This window comes from Collinsella sp. HCP3S3_E5 (assembly GCF_052067635.1).
In the GTDB taxonomy this organism is placed as follows: domain Bacteria; phylum Actinomycetota; class Coriobacteriia; order Coriobacteriales; family Coriobacteriaceae; genus Collinsella.
The window spans coordinates 93,149-115,547 of record NZ_JBQHQF010000003.1 but is presented as its reverse complement, the minus strand read 5'-3'; the positions used below and the strand labels follow the sequence as shown (position 1 = coordinate 115,547).

The window sequence follows — 22,399 nt, the reverse complement described above, 5'->3', positions numbered from 1 at the left end:
CAAAATACGGCTTTGCCAAAAATGCCTTCCTTGGAAGGCGTCCCGTAGGGGACAATTTGACTTGCCAGAGGGGTTCCATTCGGGACCCCTCTTTTTTGATGCTACTACCGCGAACGGACATTTTTTAATAGCTATCGGCAAACGTAATGTTGCTCAACGTTCGTGCTATGAGCGTGAGCGTTTAATGGAGTGCCTGCGGGTCCTGCCGCCGCACAAAAACGGGGCGGCCCGCACCCCTGCGAGCCGCCCCGTGCCCCTAGCTATCGCGTCATAAGGCTAACCAGCGCCACTCCCCTACTTACCAAATAGCGCACCCAGCAGGCCACGGCGTTTGGACTTCTCCTCTCGGTAGGAGCCCTCGGCCACCGCCGCCACCTGCCGCGGCTGTTCACCGCCTCCATGGCGCACGATCTGGTACAGAAACGGCGATTTAACGTATTTGACCTCGATGGGCGTGGCGTGCACGGTGCTTTCGCTCGACAGCATCACGTTGGGATTGAGCGGTGCCACCACATGTGTCTCGCGCTTGTCGCTAAACACTACCGCGGCCGCGCGGCCCGTCTGGCCGTTTACGGCAATGCGCACCTGCTCGCCTTCGCGGCTGTCCGTCGCCGGACGATCGACAAAGTAGACCGGCACCATCACCAGACCATCCTTGTGTTTGCGGGCCTTGCGCGCCCACGTGCGGATACTCTTTTTATTGAGCCCCAGCACCGCCTCGGCATCGTTGCCGGCAACGTCGAGCGCCAGCTTATCAATGACCACCTGGTCCTTGGTAGACGCATCGACGGAAACAACGCGAAAGTCACCTTCCTGCATGGCAGGATCGAACGGCCCCACCTTGCCAAAGTCCCACGGCTCCAAAATGCCCATAAGACGAACGTCCAGGTAGTTTGCCCGCGGATATGCCCAGTCGAGCACCTCGTAGTACACCAAGGTCTCCTTGCTCAGCCCCTTGCCCGGGAAGGACGCCATCATGCGCAAATCCGCGAGCGCCATGGGAAAGTAGAAGAGCATCATGTCGTTTTGGATCGCGTCTTCTACATCGTGACCGGCAAAGGCTTCCGCATACTGGTGCACCAGCTGCAGCGCGTTGGCACGTGCCTGCTGCGGCGAGATTTCGCAGGGAATACCCTGCTCGGGTACATACTCCGCACCAACGCCCATGGTCAGGCGCTTGCTAAAGGTACCGGGCTTGAGTAGGTCTGCAACGCCGATCTTATTGCCGCAGGACGGGCATTCAAATACGCGCTGGGTCGACTCGCCTTCGAAGGATGCGCCACAGAAGGGGCACGGGATGCTCACATGCGCGGCCTCCTGGAACTCCTGCGCCGTGCCGCGGTCCTCCCACAGTAGATGCTCCAGAACCGACTGGTTGCGCCAGTGCGCATGAAAGAAATACCAGTCGGGGTCCACCGGGCGCTCGAGCTGCGACACATGGGTGAGCTTAAGCAACCCATCGACAACCGTCAGCGGCGCATGGCGAATGCCCAGGGCGCTCTTGGGCTCCCCCGCATCGGCCTGCCACGGAACGACCGTGCCGCAATAGGCACACTCAAAGCTGCGTTTAGCCTGGTGTGAGTACATGGGGCCGCCGCAGTTTTGGCATTTGATGGCAAACATCTCGTCCATGGATACGTCCTCCTTTACGCAGGGGCTGTCGACATTAAGTATGTCGGGCAGGCAGGCACAAGCCCATACCCATGTGGCCCAAAATGGAACACCCGATCGGACAAGAAGCCCCGCTCGTTAGCTCCAGCAGACCATTGCTGCATTTTCTGAGCATCGGCGCACGGCGCGCCTATGCGAGCTACACTATCCCCTTAAACGAGGATGCGAGGAGGTACGCCATGCTATTTGTAAATCGGCTGGTACATACACTTGTTCCTGGCAGCGAGGGCGAGCCGGTCGATGCATCATGTCGCACTAACGCGGGCTTTGCCGCAAGCCTCATCTGCATTGGCCTCAACATTACCCTGTGCCTGGCCAAGGGCATCGCGGGTCTGCTCGCCGGCTCTGTCTCGCTCATCGCCGATGCCTTTAACAACCTCTCCGACGCCTCGAGCAACATTGTGAGCTTGCTCGGGTTCCGCCTTGCCAGCCGCCCGGCAGACGAAGGCCACCCCTATGGCCACGGCCGTTACGAATATCTCGCCGGCTTGTTTGTCGCCGTCCTCGTTTGTGCCGTCGGCATCAACCTGGTGCTCGAGTCCATTACCAAGATCATCAAGCCCTCCCCCACCGCCTACACGCTGGTCTCCCTAGCCGCCCTCGTCTTGTCCATGCTCGTCAAATTATGGATGGCCGCATTCAACCGCGCGCTGGGCGACCGCATCGACTCGGAGACGCTCATCGCCACGGCGCAGGACTCCAAAAACGACGTCATCGCCTCGGGCTCGGTCTTGGCGGCGGCGCTTATTTCGCAGACGACCGGCTTTGACCTCGATGGCTGGGCGGGCCTGGGTGTGGGCATCTTCATCTGCGTCAGCGGCATGGGCCTGGTGCGCGACGCCATCAGCCCGCTGTTGGGACAAGCGCCCGACCCCAAGCTCGTCCAGGAAATCCGCGACAGGATCATGTCGTACCCCCAGGTCTTGGGCACACACGACCTCATGGTGCACGACTACGGCCCCGGCCGTCAGTTTGCCAGCGCACACGTGGAAATGCCCGGCGAGGGCGATGCCTTTGAGCACCACGAGATCCTGGACACCATCGAACACGATATTAAACGCCAGATGGGCATCGACATCACGCTGCACTGCGACCCCATCGCCACCACCGGCGACGACCTGCGCAGCTGGGTCAAGCGTGGCGTGATGCAGATCGATCCCGCGCTCTCCATCCATGACCTGCACGAGCACGATGGCTTTGTGTCATTTGACCTGGTGCGTCCCGACGGCTTTCGCATCTCCGACGACGAGCTGTTGGAGCGCGTAACGCATATCGTGCACGAGCGCAGGCCCGATGCATCATGCGTTGTCACGTTTGACTCGGGTTTTAGCTCGCCCGACCGTCCGGCCGAGCAGCTGTAATCGACAGCAAAACGGGACGCAGGACCGCCGATCAACGCGCCCATGCGCCCGGTCACGCGATCCTACGTCCCGTTTTTGTTTGCACCGCTAAGGCTCTAGCCGCTCGACCGCTAGTTTCCCTGCGCGCCCGAAATGCCGTTTTGCAGGGCATCCCAGGCGTTCGTTGCCATATCACCCAGGTTCTGTGCAGTATCACCGAGGTTCTGGGCTGTGTCGCCCAGCTCTTGGGCCTTATCCCCAAGCTCCTGCGCCTTGTTGCTCAGGTCCTCCAGCGTGTTGGAGCTCGAGCTGTCCGTGGTGCCCTGGTAGCCGGACGCGTTGCTCGACGAGCTGTCCTTGCGCGTGAGCTGAATCTCAAGGTTGCCGTCACCGTTGTAGTAGGCAGATGTGACGACCCAGTTGGCATCGACGACGGGCGTCGAGCCGTCGTCGGTCAGAATCACGGCATTCGAAAGATCAGCCCCGCGCGACTTGAGAATCTTTTTGGCGTTTGACCAGTACTGACCCGGGATATCGCTCAGGTCGACGGTGCCGGACTGGGCAGTCTCGGTCTGCTCGGCCGTGGTATCAGTCGTGGCGCCCCGCTTGTTGAGCATGCCCGACACGATGGCAAACACAACCGACAAGGCAAAGAAGATCGCCAGCACGATGAGGATCTTCTTAATCACGCTCGACGAACGCGAAGGCTTCTTCTCCTCGTCCTCGCCATACTGGGGGATGGACTTGGGATACTCACGATACGGCTCGCGCGCGTATCGGTCGTGCGACTCGTAGCGCGGCTGTGCCGTGCGCGGCATATATGTCGTCTGCTGAGGTTGTGGAATGGGATTTTGCAGCAGGTCATCATAAGGATCTACCGCCGCGTTGCCGTAGGGGTTCTGCGATGAGACACCATGCGGGTCCTGCGCCGCGTTTCCGTAATTCACTACGCGCGTGGGACCGGCCGACACCTGCGTCGTATCGGGGGCAGCGTAGCCGGGATTCGGCACGACGCGGGTCTCATCGGCGCCATTGCCCGTCCGCGGGGAGCCGTAGCCACCCATTACGGTCGTCTTGTCCTGGTCCATGCAACGTTTCCTTTCCGTCGCCTGTAAGCATCAAGTTATCCATGCATTCTACCCGCGTACAAGCCTATGACAGGCTAAGCCCGTCGGTATCTACAAGACGTGTGCGGGCCTAAGGATCAAAAAAGCCCCGCCGGGCTTTAGGAGCACGGCGGGGCGGGCTAGCGGCTATGAGCAGCAGGCTTAGAACAGACCGGTGATGTTGCCGTCGTTGTCGACGTCGATGTTCTCGGCCGCGGGAACCTTGGGTAGACCCGGCATGGTCAGAACGCTGCCGGTCAGCGCGACCACAAAGTGGGCACCGGCGGAAACCTTGAGCTCGCGCACGGTGATGCGGAAGCCCTCGGGCGCGCCCAGAGCCTTGGCGTTATCGCTAAAGCTGTACTGGGTCTTGGCGACGCACACCGGCAGGTTACCAAAGCCGTTCTCGCGCAGCTCGGCGAGCTGGCGCTTGGCAGCCGGCGTAAAGTCGACGCCATCGGCGCGGTAGACCTTGGTGGCAACGGCCTCCAGGGCGTCGGCCACATCGGCACCGTCCTCGTAGGCAAACTTGAGCTCGCTCGGCTGCTCAATCAGGCGCATGACCTCATCAGCCAGGTCGAGCGCGCCCTCGCCGCCCTTGGCCCAAACCTCGGACAGCTTAACGTTGACGCCGAGCTTCTGGCACTCGGACTCGATGAGCGCAAGTTCGGCCTCGGTGTCCGTCGGGAAGCGGTTGATGGCGACCACGCAGGGAAGACCGTAGACGTTCTGGATGTTGTCGACGTGGCGCAGCAGGTTGGGCATGCCGGCCTTAAGGGCCTCGAGGTTCTCGTCGTTGAGGTCGGCCTTGGCGACACCGCCGTTGTACTTAAGCGCGCGGGCGGTGGCGACGACCACGACGGCGCTGGGGCGAACGCCCGTCATGCGGCACTTGATGTCCAGGAACTTCTCGGCACCAAGGTCGGCGCCAAAGCCGGCCTCGGTAATCGCGACGTCACCAAAACGCATGGCCATGCGGGTGGCCATGATGGAGTTGCAGCCGTGGGCGATATTGGCGAAGGGACCGCCGTGGACAAACGCGGGCGTGCCCTCGAGCGTCTGCACCAGGTTAGGCTTGAGCGCATCCTTAAGCAGAGCAGCCATGGCGCCCTGAGCCTTGAGGTCGCGGGCGCGGACGGGCTCGCCGGCATAGCTGTAGCCGACAACGATCTCGCCCAAGCGCTCCTTAAGATCGTTGATGCTCGTGGACAGGCACAGGATTGCCATGACCTCGGAGGCAACGGTGATATCGAAGCCGTCCTCGCGCGGCACGCCCTGGGCCTTGCCGCCAATGCCATCGATAACATGGCGCAGTTGACGGTCGTTCATGTCGACGACGCGCTTCCAGGTGATGCGCTTAACATCGATGCCGAGCTGGTTGCCCTGCTGAATATGGTTGTCGAGCATGGCGGCCAGCAGGTTGTTGGCAGCACCGATAGCGTGGAAGTCTCCGGTAAAGTGCAGGTTGATGTCCTCCATGGGGATGACCTGGGCCCAGCCGCCGCCGGCGGCACCGCCCTTTACGCCAAAGACGGGGCCGAGCGAAGGCTCGCGCAGGGCCACGGCGCTCTTGACGCCGCGACGGCGCAGGCCATCGGCCAGACCGATGGTCGTGGTGGTCTTGCCCTCGCCCGCAGGCGTGGGATTGATAGCGGTCACGAGGACAAGCTTGGCCTGGTGATCGGTCGGCTCGTTGAGCAGGGAATAGTCGACCTTTGCCTTGTCGAAGCCGTACGGAATCAGGTGCTTTACGTCGACGCCGGCGTTCTTGGCCACCTCGGTAATGGGCAGCGGCGTGACGGAACGTGCGATTTCGATGTCAGTAGGCATGGGCGGTCCTTTCGTTACCGAATGAGAAAAAGACCAATTCAGCATAGCACGGGCGCGCAATAGTAAAACGCCCATAACCGATGAACGGCGATATGTTTATCCAATGCCCAGCGATAACCTAACAGCCCGCCAAAACAAAGCGCCCTAAACGGTAGGTTCAATCCCCAGGTGTTCAAAGGTGCGAAGGGTTGCCTGACGGCCCTGCGGCGTGCGAATCATCAAGCCGCACTGCAACAGGTAGGGTTCGTAGACATCTTCGAGCGTACCCGGATCCTCGCCCACCGCGCTGGCAAGGGTCGTCAGGCCCACGGCACGGCCGGAGAACGTCTTGGCGAGCGTCTCCAAGATGCGAATGTCCATCCAGTCCAGACCAAGCTCATCAATCTCAAAGAACTCGAGCGCCTGACGGCAGATATCAAGCTCAATAGGACCGTTGCCGCGCACCTGGGCGTAATCGCGCACGCGCTTGAGCAAGCGGTTGGCAAGACGCGGCGTACCACGCGAGCGCGAGCCGATCTCGAGCGCGCTCGGATGGTCTATTGTCACGCCCAAAATGGTTGCCGAGCGCGTCACAATCTGGGCAAGCTCCTCGACCGTGTAGTAGTCCAGGCGATACGAAATACCAAAACGGTCGCGCAGCGGGCCGGTCAGCATACCCGAGCGGGTCGTTGCCGCCACCAGCGTAAACTTGGGGATATCCAGGCGAATCGAGCGCGCCGCCGGACCTTTGCCAATCACGATATCGAGCGCAAAGTCCTCCATCGCGGGATACAGGACTTCCTCGACCGAACGGTTGAGGCGGTGGATCTCGTCGATAAACAGCACGTCACCCGGCTGCAAGTTGGTAAGGATGGCCGCCAGGTCGCCGGTGCGCGCGATGGCCGGGCCACTCGTCGTCTTAATCTGAGCGCCCAGCTCGTTGGCGATAACGGTAGCCAGCGTGGTCTTGCCCAGACCCGGAGGGCCCGAGAAGATCACGTGGTCGAGCGTCTCGCCACGGCTCTGCGCCGCCTCGATCAGCACGCGAAGGCTCTGCTTGATATGCTCCTGACCGCAGTAGTCGTCCAGGCGCTGGGGGCGCAAGGTACGGTCGACATCGAGGTCCTCGGGCGTCAGCTCCGAGCCCACCATGCGCTCGCCATGCGCCATGGATGCCGCCGGCGAGCTGCCGGGCGTCGCCCACAGGTCCTGAGAGTCATCGGCTTCCCACATCACGCATCCATTCCGAGTCGCTTAAGCGCCGCGCCGAGCAGATCCTCGACACGCATATCCTGCCCATCATACCCGCTCAGAGCGACATCGGCCTCCTGCGGGCTAAAGCCCATGGAAAGGAGTGCCGCGCGGGCATCATCGATGGCCGAGGGAGCGGCAGCGGGCACGGGCATCGCAACCTGTCCGGGAATCACGTCGACCGGCACAAAGCCCTTATCCTTGGCAAAGGTACTCTTGAGCTCCAGAATGAGGCGCTGAGCTGTCTTTTTACCCACACCGGGAACCTTGGCCATGCCCTTGTCGTCCTCGGCCATCACCAGCGAATACAGCTGCCCCACGGTATAGGTGGAAAGCACGGCGAGCGCCAAGCGCGGGCCAACGCCCGAGACGGACACGAGCCGGTCGAACATCGTGCGCTCATCCTTTGAGGAAAATCCGAAAAGTGTCATGGCGTCCTCGCGCACCTGCATGCGCGTGTAGAGGCGGACCTCGCCGCCGGGCGTCGGCAACGTGGCCGCAGTGCTGCCCGAGATGCCGAGCTCAAAGCCAACGCCCGACACATCGACGACAGCAGAACTCATCGTGGCCTCGACAAGCGTTCCGTGGAGCTGGGAGATCATCAGTATCCGGTTCCTCTCTGTTGATAGAACTCGCCGCCGGTAAGCGCGCGGGTGCGGCTGAGGTTAACGTGACAGATGGCGCAGGCCAGGGCATCGGCGGCATGGTCGGGGTGCGGGTCGTGATCGAGCTGCGTAAGCGTACGCACCATGTAGGCGACCTGTCGCTTATCTGCGGCGCCGGTGCCCACAACAGCCTGCTTAATCTGCATGGGCGTGTATTCGCCAATCTCGAGCGCGCACTCCGAAAGCGCCACAAGCGCAGCGCCGCGGGCATGCGCCGTGGGGATGGCCGAACGAACGTTGGCGCCAAAGTAGATGCTCTCGATAGCAGCGGTATCGGGACGATAGCGTTCGACAACGCCCTTGAGGTCGCGGGCGATATGCGACAGGCGCACCGCGAGCGGACTTCCAGCACTGGTCTCGATGCAGCCATAGGCACGACAGCGAACCTCGCCACGTCGCTCCTCGATAATCCCCCACCCCGTATGGGCCAAACCAGGGTCGATACCCAAGATAACCAAGCCAACCTCCCCTCGTCACAAGCGCAGCGCAAGGCAAGGCCCCACGCACTATTCACGAACGTCTGTTCTAGAATAACACAACAGGGCCAAGATGCTTAGTTAAAGCATCGGGGTTGGGAGCGAATCCTATCCCCAGTTTAGTTCTGCGAGAAAAAAGGAAACTGACGGGGATCCACCGGCGGATGTGGCATCGGCGTACCCTGGGGCCCGCCCTGCGGTCCGCCCTGGCCGCCCATCATCCTTTCGATGGCGTCCTGGACCTCGCCCTCGAACTTTTTCATTCCCTCGTGCAAACGACGCTGACCGTCCTCAGAGCGCAGCTCCTCCATCTGCTCGGGCGAAATACCCAACAGCTCACCCAACAGACCCATCATCTCACCGCGCATGCGATCGCCCGTATCGCTATCGGCAAAGCGGCGCACTTCGGCGCGCGCCAGTGAATCAACCGTCATGCGCTCCTTGCCGTTGAGCCCCAAATCGGACCACGCAAGCATGTACGGCCAAGCGCGCTCGGCAAACGAACGGGCCGAAACGATCGGCGCCGTCGGCAACATGCGACGGGCAGCCTCACCCTGTCGAACGAGCATCAGCAGCAGCGAGCAGGCCTCAGGCTTGCCAGCGGCCATCGGGATGTCGTCGAAAGATCGATTGCGGTCCACGTGCGCCTCGAGCGCGCCATCGACCTCACCCGGCTCAAGCCCGCCGAGCAGCTGTGCCGCGCGGTCGAGCATATCGACCGGACCGGCGAGCGTCGAGAGCGCCTTCGCCAGCACTCGCTCCATACAATCTTCCACCGCGTTGAGCGTCACGAGCTCTTGGGGCACCACGGCAGACGTGCGGTTGCGCACGCGCGCCACAAACTCAAGCGTCGACAGGTACACATCGCCAAAGGGCGCAAAGTCGCCCTGGTAGCCGCCGGACAGCGCGGGTGCCGCTAGCGCGTACTCGGTCTTGGAGAGCGGGCTCAACGCCATGGCGCCCAGCTCGAGCGCCGTATCCTCGAGCATCAGGCCCAGCGCACGCGAGCGCAGACGCTCGGCATCGCCCGCCGACACGTCGCGATCGAGCACACGCGCCGCATCCGGTGCATCGCGCTCGACGGTGCGAATGTGCAGGCGCTCGGCAATCGCGCGGACGGCGGCACAGCGGGCAGCCTCGGCCTCTTCCTGAGCCGGCGTAAAGATACGGTTGCGCCCCAGCACAAGGCCAATCACATTACGCGGGCCCAGAGCGTCAACGGCAAGTGCCGCCAGCAGGGACGACGGCAAGTCACCCTCGAGTGCCACCACAGCACGCGACGTGCCGCGAGCGCGGGCGTTGTCGCGCACGGCGAGCACCAGCGCCTGCCACAGCCACTCCTCGGAACGAAACTCGGGCAGTTCGTGATCTTCCAGGGCATCGAGCATCACGCCGCGCTGAATCTCCTGAACCAGCAGGCTCTCCTCAAAACACGGCGCCTGGGCCACCACGCGACCGCAGTCGTCGAGCACAAACGAACCGCCGGTATATACCGACTCGTCGTACGCACCGACCGGCGCCATGCAGGCAAACCACACGCTGCGCTTAGATGCGATCTTGCGGTAGGCACCGCTGCGAACGGCGGCGATGGCGGCAGTCTCGCGGTCGGTCATGTCAAACGCGTTGAATTGGAAATACGCAATAAGGTCAACGCCGGTCGGCAACATCTCGAGTTCGCGGTCCAAGTCAAAAATCACGGCGATGCGCACGCCGTCCACGTCGAACACCGGCGGCGCCCAACGCGTGTCGTTGTTCTCGCCACGCTGCAGGGCAATGCTCGATCGCGCCGGCACCACATGACCGTCCTTGAGCATCATGTAGTCGAGCAGCGGCTGGCCCTCAAACGAAACCGCCGCGGGCACGATGCAGATCATATCGAGCTCTTGGATACGCTCGGCAACACCGGTCAGGCCTGTCAGCATGTCGTGCTCAAAGTCGGCAGTACCCATCAGGCCGCCGGGCAGAGCACCCATAAAGAGCGGAGCCGGGACGCACAGCACGCGCGCCCCGCGCTCGTGGGCCAGACGAGCCTGGTCCTCGATGCGACCGCAAATGCCCTCAATATCACCCAGGCGCATATCGATCTGTGCAAGCGCGAGCTTCATGGCCCAGCCCTTTCCGTCGTAAACCATCGAAACCGTAGTAAAAGCGCCGGCCGCATAATGCAGCCGGCGCTTGCATGTGCATATGCTAGCTATGATACCCCGAGCGGGGGCGCGCTCCTAGAACGTCGCGGACCACAGCCCATGCAGGTTGCAGTAGGCATAGACGGTACCGGTCTTGGAGCCGCCAGCGAAAAACGTCGCGGGCTTCATGCCGGGCTCAAGGTAATGGACCTCCAGACGGCCCTCGGCCTCAAGCGCGATCCACTCGATGTAGTGCTCGGGCAGCATGGGGTGCTCCGTCGAGCCCACGCGCGCACGAATGACGTGGCCATCGCGCTCGGTCTCGACAACAGGCACGTGCTTCTCGTGCGCCGCATCCTCGGTGTTTGCCGTCAGCTCCGTGCAGCCGGCAGGGGTCGCAACGTCGTCGCCAAGAGCGGCAACGAGCTTGCCGTCGGAGTCTTTAAAGAATTTCGCCATGATGTTCTCCTTTGCTGATGTGCCAGTGTTCTCAATGGTTCTTATGCCCAAAGAGCGCCGAACCATCCATGGCATTACAAATGAACACATAACGGGTGAGGCAAGCGGTCGGGCCAGGACGAACCGGCGACCTGGCCCAGCCCGGCAGCCCCATCCCGCGCGCAGCTAGCGACCGTCGCCACCGAGCAGCGCCAGAACGTCCTCGCGGGTAAACAGCGCCGACGAGATGCCGTCACCGCCGAGCACACTGTTGACCAGGTCGCGCTTGGACTCCTGCATCTGCATGATGCGTTCCTCGATCGTGTCCTTGGCGATGAGCTTGTACACGGTCACGGTGTGCTGCTGGCCAATGCGGTGGGCGCGGTCGGTCGCCTGGTCCTGCGCCGCCACGTTCCACCACGGGTCGTAGTGGATGACCACGTCGGCAGCCGTCAAATTAAGGCCCACGCCGCCCGCCTTGAGCGAAATCAAGAACACCGGCACCTCGCCCGCTTGGAACTGCGCAACCATCTTGGCGCGGCTCTCTTTAGACGATGCGCCCGTAAGCTTAAGGAAGGTGATATCCTCCTTGGCCAGGCGCTTGCCGATGATATCGAGCATGCCCGTAAACTGGCTGAACAGCAAGATGCGATGACCGCCGTCGAGCGCGCCGTGGACGAGCTCCATACACGTATCGAGCTTGGCGCTTCCCGCCTTGTAGTCCGCGTAATGCAGATGAGGATCACAGCAGATCTGGCGCAGCTTGGTGAGCTCGGCAAGTACCTTGAGCTTATCTTTTTTGAACTCCCCGGCCTCGCGGTGCTGCACTTGCTGGGCAATGCGGTCCTGGTTGGCCAGGTAGAGCTTGCGCTGCTCGCCGGTGAGCTGCGCCATCACCGTATCCTCGATCTTCTCGGGCAGGTCGGCCACCACGTCTTCCTTGACGCGGCGCAGCACAAACGGCGACACGAGCGCCTGCAGGCGAGCGGCGCTGTCACCCTCGGCGTGCTCGACCGGGCTTTCGAAGCGCTTGGCAAACGACTCGCGCGTGCCGAGCAGGCCCGGCATCAAAAAGTCGAAGATGCTCCAGAGCTCGGACAGGCGGTTTTCGATGGGCGTGCCCGTCAAGGCAAAACGCACGCCGGCAGGCAGACGCTTTGCGGCGCGAGCCACCTGCGTGAGCGGGTTTTTAATGTACTGGGCTTCATCCAGCACCACGCGGGCAAAGTCCTGCTCGACGTACTCGTCGATATCGCGGCGCATGAGGTCATACGACGTCACGACCACGTTATGCTCGGCCACGCCGGCTATCTGCACGCGACGCTGGGCCTTAGCACCCACAATGGCGCACACATCAATCGAGGGGGCAAAGCGCTCCAGCTCGGCGGTCCAGTTGTACACAAGCGACGCGGGGCATACCACGAGCGTGGGCTTAGCGTCCCCCGCCTCCACGCGCGCCAGGATATGCGCGATCATCTGGAGCGTTTTGCCCAGGCCCATGTCGTCGGCCAAGATGCCGCCAAGGCCCAGGTGTTCGAGCGAACCGAGCCACTGGTAGCCATCGACCTGGTAGCCACGCAGCGTGGCCTTGAGCGAGGCCGGCACCGTAAAGTCCATCTTGCCGAGCGTGTCCAGGCGCTCGACGGTGCGACGGAATGCAGCGTCGCGATCGGCTTCGAGCGCGGACGTGCGCGCAAGCATGCTGTCGACGAACAGGGTACTCGACGCGGGAAGCGACACGCCGTCAAGCAGGTCGACAGCATCGACCCCCAGATCCTCGGCAAGACCAAACGCGGCGCGCGCTCCCTCGTCCAGGCGAATGATGTCGCCCGACGTGAGACGAGCAAACGTCTGGTGACGCTTGTAGGAATCGAGGTAGATGGCAAGGTCTGCCGCCGAAAGGCCGCTCGCGCCCAGTTCGACGTCGAGCAGGTTACTCTTGACGGTCGCGCGCACCGAAAGCTTGGGCGCAGGGCGGACCGAGATCTGGCGCAGACGGTCGCTGAGCATGACCTCGCCCAGCTCGGACAGGGCAGACAGGCCCTCAGTCAGCAAGTGGAACAGGCTCTCGTCATCGCGTTCCTCAAACGCCAGGCCACCCTCGTAAAAGTCGAAATACAGAGCCGCCGTATCCATAACGCGAAACTCTGCCACCTCGTCGCGCGGCGGCACGCCCGGGCGCTGCTCTTCGAAGGGGCTGCCCGGAGCGCCCATGCTAAAGAGATCTGCCGACCAGTCGCCGTAGGTAACCGTAATTTTGCAGGTCACGAGCCCATCGTCGACGCCGATCGCCATGGCAAAGCTTGGCTCGGGCGCCACGGTATCGAGCACAGCGGGCGCGGTAAGGTCGGTGTAGTCGCGCAAGATAGGCAGCGCCATGCGGCAAAACTCACCCACCTGGTCGGCGGCGATATGGACCGGTGTGCGGCAGGGCAACAAGTGCGATAGGAACGGCGCGGCATGTTGGGCAAACGCCGTGTCGGTACGGCGCGCGCGGCGCGTATCGACCAGATAGGCAACGTCGCCCGAGGCAAAGCAGTACGTATCGGCCGGAAGGCGCAAGTCGTAGCTACCCCCGGCTGCCGGCACAATCTTGGCAGCAATCAGCGGCGGGCGCTTAGCCGGGACTTCGTTCTCCCCTTCCGGCAACGACTCGACCGTCACCTCGTAGGCGCGGTGCGTCGTCGTCCCCCGCGACCAAGCAGGTTCAAAGGACATGGTCCTGCCACGCAGCAGGTCCAGCACGGACACGATGGAATACTCGGATACCGGCAACTGACGCTCGACGACAAAACCGCTGCGGGCAAAGTCGTACGATGCCGAGCGCGAGCTCGTAATATCGCCTAGGTAGGCGACCGTCATTGCAACAAAATCGAGCAGCTTTGTCGACACGTCATCGAAAGCCTCGGGCACATGGGCAAACGTAAGCTTCTTGCCATAGGAGAACGTACCGCCGCGCGCATAGGCATCGGCCATGCCGTCGATATCCTTAACCACGTAGGACACCGATCCGCAGCGGATGCGAAACTCAAGCGCCCAGCTAAAGCGATCGGCAAACAGCGGATTGTAGTACGGCACCAGCGAGGGCTCCAGCACTGCTTTGGGCGCATCGGGGTCAATGGTGCCAGCGAGCTTGCGGCGCATGGCCACGAGTTTATCCATGCGCGCGTCCGAAAGATCGGAAAGCGCTGCCACAAGGCTCGGGCTCGTGGGCACGGGCGCCGGGAAGGGAAAGTTGGGGTTGACCGCAGATGCGCTGGGCGCGGGGCGTGTGGGCTGCTTGGACTGTGCGGGCGGCACCGTAAACGTGCGGACCGGCGTGCGCAAACCCTCGACGGGCTCGGCGCCGCTGGCATCCAGATACGCCAACGCCGTGGCGATGGCGTGCTTGCACATGCCAGAATAGCGGAAGGCGGCGGGGCAATCGCAGTCGTAGTCGACAACCTCGTGCTCGTCCATATCGAGCGCCACGTGCGTCTTATACAGGTCGCCGCGCGAACCACGCACCGTACCCTCGATATTCACGTTTTTGGAAAAGCGCGAGCCGGAGTCCTCAAACGACAGCACGGCGCCGTTGAGCATGAGCGAACGCCCCTTCATAAAGGTACTGCTGAGCGCCGCCTCCTTACGAAGCGCCTGCACAAACGTCCCCTGCGCCATCGCTTCCTCCAATCTCACCCGGGGTAGCTAATTTGGGACGGGGCTTTTTTAGCTACCCCCATATGTCGGTTGAGATGTGTTCCGACCCCGACTCATTCGCCGTCAGCCAAAGGGTAGCTAAAAAAGCCCCGTCCCAAATTAGCTACCCCGCCAACGGCGTCCTTAGATCACCGTCACTCTGCCTTGGTTACCCACGATGGCCTTGGCCTCGGCCAACAGCGGAATCGAGCGTGCGTTGACCTTAGCAGGTACCTCGGCACGCAGCACGCGCCCGTCCGCCTGCTCGATAAAGATCTCTACGCGGTCGCCGCCCGGATTGGCGGTGAGCACCGTGGCAAGACGCGCCATGTTGCCCTGGCTAAAGCGGCTGTTGGGCACCATGACCTCAAACACCTTGGGCTTGTTGTTCTCCTCGTTGAGCTCAAGCGGCACAATCTCCTGCGCGATGATCTGGTCGCCGCGGTCCGAGCGCTCGAGCTTGCCCTTAATGCGCACAAACGCATCGGACAGCTGCGCGCCGGTCTCGGGATCGACCTCGCCGTACAGATACCCCTCTGCCTCCTTGAAGGTCTTGGGGAACACCACGACGGTGGCCTCGCCTTCCATGTCCTCGAGCTGCACGATGCCCATGGGGTCGCCGTTTTTGGTCACGCGCTTGGACACGCTCGAGACCATACCGGCCCACCACAGCGCCTTGCCCTCGGGAATTTCCTGGTTGATGGTGCCGCCCGTGGGGTTTTGCACCTCGTAGCCGGTGTCGATCTGCGAGAACGAGAAGTCGCGCGCTTTGCTGAGCGCATACTCAAACGGGCGCAGCGGGTGGTCCGAGACATAGATGCCCAGAACCTCCTTCTCCTGGCTCAGCTTAAGGTGGCGGTCCCATTCCTGGCCATCCGGATCGGGTACGCTCACCTCAAAGCCCGATCCCTCAACGTCGCCAAACATGTCGAAGAACGACGTCTGGCCGCTCGCGCGATCCTTCTGGCGCTTTGCCGCGGCATCGATGATGTTCTCGGGGTTGTTCTTGTCCACAAAGTGCATCATCTGACGACGCGGATACCCCGTGGAGTCGAAGGCACCTGCCTTGATGAGCGATTCGATCACGCGACGGTTGGCCTGGCTCGAATCCACGCGTTCGACAAAATCATGCAGCGTCTTAAACGGACCGCCCGCCTCGCGCTCGGCGATAATCGCCTGCGCCACGCCGGTGCCCACGCCGCGGATGCCGGCCAGACCAAAGCGCACACCTTCCTTGGTAGCCGTGAACTCGGTACCGGACTCGTTGACATCTGGCGAAAGCACGGGGATGCCGTCGTGACGGCATGCCGAGACGTAGTGCACGATCTTGTCGGTCTTGCCCGTATAGGACGTCAGGACGGCCGCCATGTACTCGTGCGGATAGTGCGCCTTGAGCCACGCCGTCTGCATAACCAAGATGGCGTAGCCGGCGGAGTGCGACTTGTTGAAGGCGTAGGACGCGAACTCGAGAACATCGTCCCAAATCTTCTGGGCGACCTCGCGCGTGTAGTTGTTCTTGATGGCGCCGTTCATCCAGTGGTCGTAGGTGGTCTCGTCCGAGCCATCCTCCCAGTGGAGCACCGTCGACGTGAGCAGCTTGATCTTCTTCTTAGCCACGGGCTTACGGATACGCGAGTCCGATTCGCCCTTGGAGAAGCCGCACATCTCGACGGAGATGAGCATAACCTGCTCCTGGTAGACCATGGTGCCGTAGGTTTCGCCCAAGATGTCGTCCAGACGGTCGTCGTAGGAGACGGCCGGCTCCTTGCCGTTCATACGGTTGATGTAGGACGAAACCATGCCGGCGCCCAGCGGGCCCGGGCGGTACAGGGCGATCAATGCCACGACGTGCTTGTACTCGGTGGGCTTCATGTTCTTGATCGTGGCCGTCATGCCGGCGGACTCGACCTGGAAGACGCCGGCGGTGTGGCCGGAGCCCATGAGCTTAAAGATCTCGGGATCGTCAAAGGGAATCTCTTCCTCTTTGATGTCGATGCCGAAGTTCTTTTTGATGTTTGCCTTGGCCTTGGAGATAACCGTCAGCGTACGCAGGCCCAAGAAGTCCATCTTGAGCAGGCCCATGTCGGCAACGGTATGGCCCTCGTACTGGGTAATCTCGACGCCGCCCTTGGTGTCGAGCTTGGTGGGCACGTGCTCGTTGACGGGGTCGCGGCAGATCAGAACGGCGCACGCATGCACGCCCTCGCCACGAGTGAGGCCCTCAATCGAGAGCGCCGTGTCGATGATGCGGCGGGCGTCGTCGTCCTTTTTATAGGCCTCGGCAAAGTCGGGGTTAAACAGATCCTCTTTGCCGGGTTGTTTTTCGAGCACCTGCTTGAGCTTGACCTTGGGGTCGCTCGAGACCATCTTGGACAGGCGCTGGCCCATGTAGACCGGGTAGTCCAGGACGCGCGCGGCGTCGTTGATGGCCTGCTTGGCCTTAATGGTCGAGTAGGTGATGACGTGGGTGACCTTCTCGGGACCGTAGAGCTGGCGAACGTGCTCCACGACCTCGAGACGCCGCTCATCGTCGAAGTCCATATCGATATCGGGCATCTCGGTACGCTGCGGGGACAGGAACCTCTCGAACATCAGACCGTTCTCGAGCGGGTCGAACGCGGTGATGTTCATGGCGTAGGCGACGATAGCGCCGGCGGCCGAGCCACGGCCGGGGCCGACGCCGATGCCGTTGTCCTTGGCCCATTGCACGTACTCGGCGACGATCAAAAAGTAGGCGGCAAAGCCCTTGTCGCAAATGACCTTGTATTCGTACTCAAAGCGCTCTTTGATGTTGACGCCACCGATCTCGCGCGTGGCCCAGTCGTCACCGTAGTGCTGGCGCAGGCCCTTCTCGCACTCGCGGCGGAACTGGCTCTCGTGCGTCTCGCCGGGATCGAGCAGCGGAAAGCGCGGCAGGATGATGGAGTCCCAGTCCAGCTCAACGTAGCACTTGTCGGCGATCTCGAGCGTGTTGTCGCAGGCCTCGGGGCAATACGGGAACATCGCCCGCATCTCCTCCTCGGTCTTCATGTAAAACTCCGAGCCGGTCATGCGCATGCGGTTGGGATCGTCGACCTTGGCGTTCATGCCGATGCACATGATGACGTCCTGCACGGGCGCGTCCTCGCGGCGCAGGTAGTGGAAGTCGTTGGTGGCGATGACCTTGACGCCCACCTGTTTGGCGATATCAATGAGCGTGCGGTCCATCTGCTCGTCGGTCAGGCCGTTATCGGTGGTAATGCCGTGTTCCTGGATCTCGATGTAGAAGTCACCAGGCTCGAAGGTATCACGGAAGGTCTCGGCCCACTTGATGGCGCCTTCCATGTCACCGCGGTCGATGTATTTGGGGATGATGCCCGCGATGCAGGCGCTGGTGCAGATCATGCCCTTGGCGTGGCGGCGCAGGTTGTCGAGCGTCACGCGCGGCTTGTAGTAAAAGCCCTGCACGGCGGCCTCGGAGACCGTTTGCATCAGGTTGACGTAGCCCTCCTGGTCCTTGGCCAGAAGGATCATGTGGTAGAGCTCGGGTTTGTGGTCGCGGGCGAGCGTCTCGTCCGGCGTAAAGTAGACCTCGCAGCCAAAGATGGGCTTGATGACCAGAGGCGGCTTGAGCTCGTCGATATTGCCCTTCTCGTCCCACATGGCCATGTCCTTCACATACTGGGCATGCTCGCGCGGGTTTGCCTCGGGATCGGGCTCCACCAGCTCGTCGCGGCGGTCCTTTTCCAAGAAGGCCTTGTCGTGGCTCCACGTTTTGTACTCGGGCGTATTGTGGTTGACGGCGTCGCAGGCCAGCGCCAGATCGGGCACGCCATACATGTAGCCGTGGTCGGTAATGGCCACGGCGGGCATGCCCAGCTCTACGGCACGGTTGACCATATCCTGGATACGGGTTGCGCCGTCGAGCATGGAGAAAACAGTGTGGTTGTGCAGATGGACGAATGCCATGTGATGAGCTCCGATGCGGGTTCGTGTTCTGACTGAACGATTTTACCCCACGGCACGGACAGCGCCCGAACCTAGCCAAACCCACACGGGTAGCTAATTTGGGACGGGGCTTTTTTAGCTACCCTTTGACTGACGGCGAACGAGTCGGGGTCGGAATACATCTCAACCGATGTATGGGGGTAGCTAAAAGAGCCCCGTCCCAAATTAGCTACCCCTGAGCTGCAGTGGAATCGAAAAGGATTCCACCGCACGTTATTGAGGGTTAGAGGTTGTAGGTGACCACCTGGGGCTCGGCGAGCTCGACTAAGACAGCTGGGGCCGTCTGCTCCACGCGGACGAACTTGACGGTCACCGTCTTAAAGCCCGCCTTATGCAGAACATCCGAATAGACGCGCGCCTGCAGGGCGTGCTTCTCGAGCAGCTGGTCGGGTGTCTCATCCGGCGTGCCACCCGTCTTGTAATCGACGACCAGTGCGCGTGACGGATCGGCCGGGTCGGTCGCCAGCGCATCGATGGCGCCCTCGGCATATACACCGTAGCGGGCAATGTCCTTGTCCTCGCAGCCCAGCGAGAAGAACGGCACTTCGGCACGGACGCACGGCCAGGCAAGAAGCTCGGCACGGACCGACGACCTGAGCCAGCGATTCAGGGCAACGTCAAAACGCTCGCGCTGCTCCGGCGTCAGGCACCACAGGCGCGTCAGCGCATCGGCACGCTCAGCGGGCAGCGCATCGGCACCCATCTCGATGAGCCACTGGCAGGCGGCATGGAACGCCGAGCCCAGCGCCATGGGGTTGCCGGCGGGCTCGACAGCAGCCACGTCTGCATCGGCCATCTCCGAGCCATCCGACTCGGCATCGTCGCCCGCCTCGTCCATGGGAACACGCGCCTCGGCGGCACGGTCTTCCGTCTCGGCATGGAGCGCCGCGGCGATCGACGAATAGCTGTACGAATCACGCGCCGGGAACGGACACGTGCCCATGCGCACGCCCGCCGCCTGGGGATATACGAGTTCAAACGAATCGGGCTTGGGGTCGGCAGGACCGGGCACGGTTGAGTGCGCAGCATTATCGGCGACATCGGTATCGCCACGAACGAGCCTGCCCTCGGCATCCAGCGAAGCGTTGGCCTCAAACGCCTGCTCGCCAAAGGTAAAGTCCGAAAGCGAAATGAGCTCGTAGTCGCCCGGCTGGGAGTTGTCGAATACCAGGCGGTCGGCATCGAGCTGCGGCATGTCCAGAGCGTCGGTCGGCAGAATGCGGCGCAACACGTCGTAGGTCAGATCGGTCTCGACATCGAAGGTCGGCACCGTCACCTTGCCACGGCTCACGCCCGCATCCATCGCCAAGATCACCAGCTCGCGCGCACGGGTCATGGCAACATAGAGCAAACGGGCCCGCTCCTCGAGCGAAAGCTGCAGGTCGTCGTTGCGCAGGCGAGCAAATGCCTCGGCGGGAGAACCCGTCGCACAGACGTCCTCCATGAGCTCCGGCGGTAGCCACAGCGACGTGCCCTTGCCCTTAAACGCATGCTCAAACTGCTTTTTGACGTCATCGCCCTTTACGAACGTACCGTCCGCGAGTTTAACGCCGTCGAAGCGTGCCGGCAGCGCCACGACCTGCGCTCCGCCCTCGACGCGACCCATCTGTGCCGCACCCGAGGACTTACGCACGCCAAAGCACTCGGAGACCGCCACGACCGGATATTCCAGACCCTTGGAGGCATGAACCGTCATGATGCGCACCGCGCCGTCGCCCCCCTCGTTGAGGGCGCCCGGGGCCTCCTTGCCCGCCAGGAAGCGATCGAAGGCAAGCGCAATGGAGCGCGGCGAGTTACCGAACTCGGCCTCCGCCTCGGCCACGGCATCGAGCGCCTTGAGCACGTTGGCGGCGATGGCCTTGCCCTCGGGGCCGCGCTGCGCCAGGCGCACGAACCAGCCGGAAGCATTGACCGCGTCGCGCGCGATGGCGGCGAACGAATCACGCCCCACGCGACGCAGTGCGTAGCGCAGCACCTCGCGGGCACGCGTCACGAGCGGCAAGCCCTGCAAGCCCGGCACATCGGAATCGCTCATGATGCCCGCATCGATGTTGCGGCGCGACGTCTCGCCCGTCTGATCGTCGAGTTTGGTCGCCAGCGCCAGGAACTCCTGGGCGCCGAGTGCAAACATCGGCGAGGCCAGCAGCGGCATAAGACCCTGCGCCGTATCGGCCGGATTGGCGAGGGCACAAACCAGGGCGCGCACCGTCTGCACCTCGGCAGCTTGGGCAAAGACCGAGCCGCCCGCGATGACGCAGTCGAGCCCCTGGTCACGGAAGGCCTGTGCGTAGACGTCTGCGTTGGTCATGCGGCCCAGCAGCAGCACCATGCCGCCCTGGGGCTGGCCGGCATCGGCAAGCGCGCGGAATCGCTCCGCGATCGCGCGGGCCTTGGCCTGTGTGCGCTCCTGCGTACTGCCGCCGGCAACAAAGAGGGCCTGGCGGCGCGAGGCATCCGCCACCAGCGTGTCCTTGCGGCCGTCGCTCGCCTCAAGATCCAAAAAGCCCTGCATAAGGCCGCCGTCATCGCCGTCGAAGACGCGGGCCACATAGCGCAGCACCTCGTCGTGGCTGCGGAAGTTGCGCACGAGCTTGACGAGCTCGCCGGCGGGGGCATCGGACGTGGCAACCGTCTCCGACGACGCCGCCGATCCCACCTTGCGCTCCTGGCGACGGAACACCTCGACCTCGGCGCCGCGGAAGCGATAGATCGACTGCTGCGCATCGCCCACGGTGCACAGTGCGCGCTCCCCCGCACCCGTCAGGTAACGGATCAGGTCGACCTGCATCTGGTCGGTATCCTGAAACTCGTCGATCATGACCATCTTAAAGCGGCCCTCGTACGCAGCACGAATGGCAGGGTAATCGCGCAGGGCCTCGTAGGCCATGCGCAGCAGGTCGTTATTATCGAGGGCGGACTGGGCAGCCTTCAGTGCGCGATACTCGGCCTCTACAGAGCGGGCCAAGCCCACCAGTGCATCGAGCGCGGGGGCACCGCAGGCAAGCACGATATTGATAAATGCATCGGCGGCCTCGGCCTTGAGCAGCTCGACCTGCTCCTTGGGGAATGCCTTGCTCGCGCGCGGCATGGCGCACGACATCATGAGTCGCGCCGCATCGGCCATGGTCTTGCCGCTCGCCTCGAACGCGTCGATGGCATCGAGCGCCGTCTGCGCCTTCTCGGTCGCGGCCTTGCTTGCGCCCAGCGCCGATCGATAGGCATCGGCGAGCGCCGAGGTATCGGCCTGGCCGCGCGCCACGCGCACGTCGTCCATGCCGCCCGGCAGCTGGCTCGAGAGCTCCAGCAGGTCGCGTACCAGGCCCTTGATGGTCGTGCCGGCGCCAAAGGGGCCGCCCTCGCCCGCCATGGGATACCAGGCGTAGAGGGCCTTGAGCGATGCCGCGAGCTCGGGGGCGGCATCGGGTGCCGTCGCGCGGGCCAGCACATGCTCAACAGCCTGGTCCATGAGCTCGTCGGTATCGGTGAGCACCGTGAACTCGGGGTCGATGCCCAACTCCAGCGCGTGTGCGCGCAGGATACGCGAGCACATGCCGTGAATGGTCGAGATCCACGCGTCGTCGACGGTCAGCGCTTCCTCGTCCATGCCCTCGTCGATAAGCGCACGGCGCACGCGGTCGCGGATCTCGGCCGCGGCATCCTTGGTAAAGGTAATGGCGAGCACCTGGTCCAGATGCTCGACGAACGGACCGGATTCGGGCGAGAGCGCGTAGACGATGCGGCGCGTGAGGGTAAAGGTCTTGCCCGAACCGGCGCCCGCCGAGACAAACAGCGGACGGTCGAGCGTCTTGACGATCTGCAGCTGTTGCGGCATCAAGGTCGAAAGATCCATGG

At 62.7% G+C, this 22,399-nt stretch carries 12 protein-coding genes; 1 reads left to right on the top strand and 11 read right to left on the bottom strand.

Annotated elements, in window-relative coordinates; translation table 11 throughout:
- Nucleotides 1-294: 294 nt before the first annotated feature.
- Nucleotides 295-1,632: a hypothetical protein gene (locus tag ACTM82_RS01805; RefSeq protein WP_441054792.1), complete on the bottom strand. Its 1,338-nt coding sequence runs from the start codon at nucleotides 1,630-1,632 to the stop codon at nucleotides 295-297.
- Between the two features lie 218 nt (nucleotides 1,633-1,850).
- Here ACTM82_RS01805 and ACTM82_RS01800 point away from each other — a divergent pair, with 218 nt between their 5' ends.
- On the top strand, nucleotides 1,851-3,032 hold the full coding sequence (locus tag ACTM82_RS01800; protein WP_441054794.1) for a cation diffusion facilitator family transporter: 1,182 nt from the start codon (nucleotides 1,851-1,853) through the stop codon (nucleotides 3,030-3,032).
- A gap of 110 nt (nucleotides 3,033-3,142) precedes the next feature.
- On the opposite strand, the gene ACTM82_RS01795 is transcribed toward ACTM82_RS01800, so the two are convergent.
- The 10 genes from ACTM82_RS01795 to ACTM82_RS01750 form a co-directional block, all read right to left on the bottom strand.
- Nucleotides 3,143-4,099, bottom strand: a complete 957-nt coding sequence (locus ACTM82_RS01795; RefSeq protein WP_441054795.1) for a hypothetical protein — start codon at nucleotides 4,097-4,099, stop codon at nucleotides 3,143-3,145.
- 180 nt (nucleotides 4,100-4,279) lie between these two features.
- Nucleotides 4,280-5,947: a formate--tetrahydrofolate ligase gene (locus ACTM82_RS01790; RefSeq protein ID WP_427794639.1), complete on the bottom strand. Its 1,668-nt coding sequence runs from the start codon at nucleotides 5,945-5,947 to the stop codon at nucleotides 4,280-4,282.
- A gap of 144 nt (nucleotides 5,948-6,091) precedes the next feature.
- On the bottom strand, nucleotides 6,092-7,159 hold the full coding sequence (ruvB, locus tag ACTM82_RS01785) for a Holliday junction branch migration DNA helicase RuvB (protein WP_128620210.1): 1,068 nt from the start codon (nucleotides 7,157-7,159) through the stop codon (nucleotides 6,092-6,094).
- Nucleotides 7,159-7,779, bottom strand: a complete 621-nt coding sequence (gene ruvA, locus ACTM82_RS01780) for a Holliday junction branch migration protein RuvA (protein WP_154515896.1) — start codon at nucleotides 7,777-7,779, stop codon at nucleotides 7,159-7,161. The genes ruvB and ruvA overlap by 1 nt, the downstream gene beginning before the upstream one ends.
- Entirely contained in the window at nucleotides 7,779-8,300 is a 522-nt protein-coding gene (gene ruvC, locus ACTM82_RS01775) for a crossover junction endodeoxyribonuclease RuvC (protein WP_035137351.1), read from the bottom strand. The genes ruvA and ruvC overlap by 1 nt, the downstream gene beginning before the upstream one ends.
- A 137-nt stretch (nucleotides 8,301-8,437) precedes the next feature.
- Nucleotides 8,438-10,450 carry a hypothetical protein gene (locus ACTM82_RS01770; RefSeq protein WP_441088503.1) on the bottom strand — a complete coding sequence of 671 codons (2,013 nt, stop codon included), beginning with the start codon at nucleotides 10,448-10,450 and terminating at the stop codon, nucleotides 8,438-8,440.
- A gap of 90 nt (nucleotides 10,451-10,540) precedes the next feature.
- Entirely contained in the window at nucleotides 10,541-10,903 is a 363-nt protein-coding gene (locus ACTM82_RS01765; protein ID WP_427747728.1) for a desulfoferrodoxin family protein, read from the bottom strand.
- A 165-nt stretch (nucleotides 10,904-11,068) separates the two neighbouring features.
- Nucleotides 11,069-14,542 (bottom strand): DEAD/DEAH box helicase, encoded by a 3,474-nt coding sequence (locus ACTM82_RS01760; RefSeq protein WP_441054799.1) that lies wholly within the window; start codon nucleotides 14,540-14,542, stop codon nucleotides 11,069-11,071.
- A gap of 162 nt (nucleotides 14,543-14,704) precedes the next feature.
- Entirely contained in the window at nucleotides 14,705-18,508 is a 3,804-nt protein-coding gene (gene dnaE, locus ACTM82_RS01755) for a DNA polymerase III subunit alpha (protein WP_427727452.1), read from the bottom strand.
- A 262-nt stretch (nucleotides 18,509-18,770) separates the two neighbouring features.
- Nucleotides 18,771-22,397, bottom strand: coding sequence for a UvrD-helicase domain-containing protein (locus ACTM82_RS01750; protein ID WP_441054801.1), 3,627 nt, complete (start codon nucleotides 22,395-22,397; stop codon nucleotides 18,771-18,773).
- Between the last annotated feature and the right edge of the window lie 2 nt (nucleotides 22,398-22,399).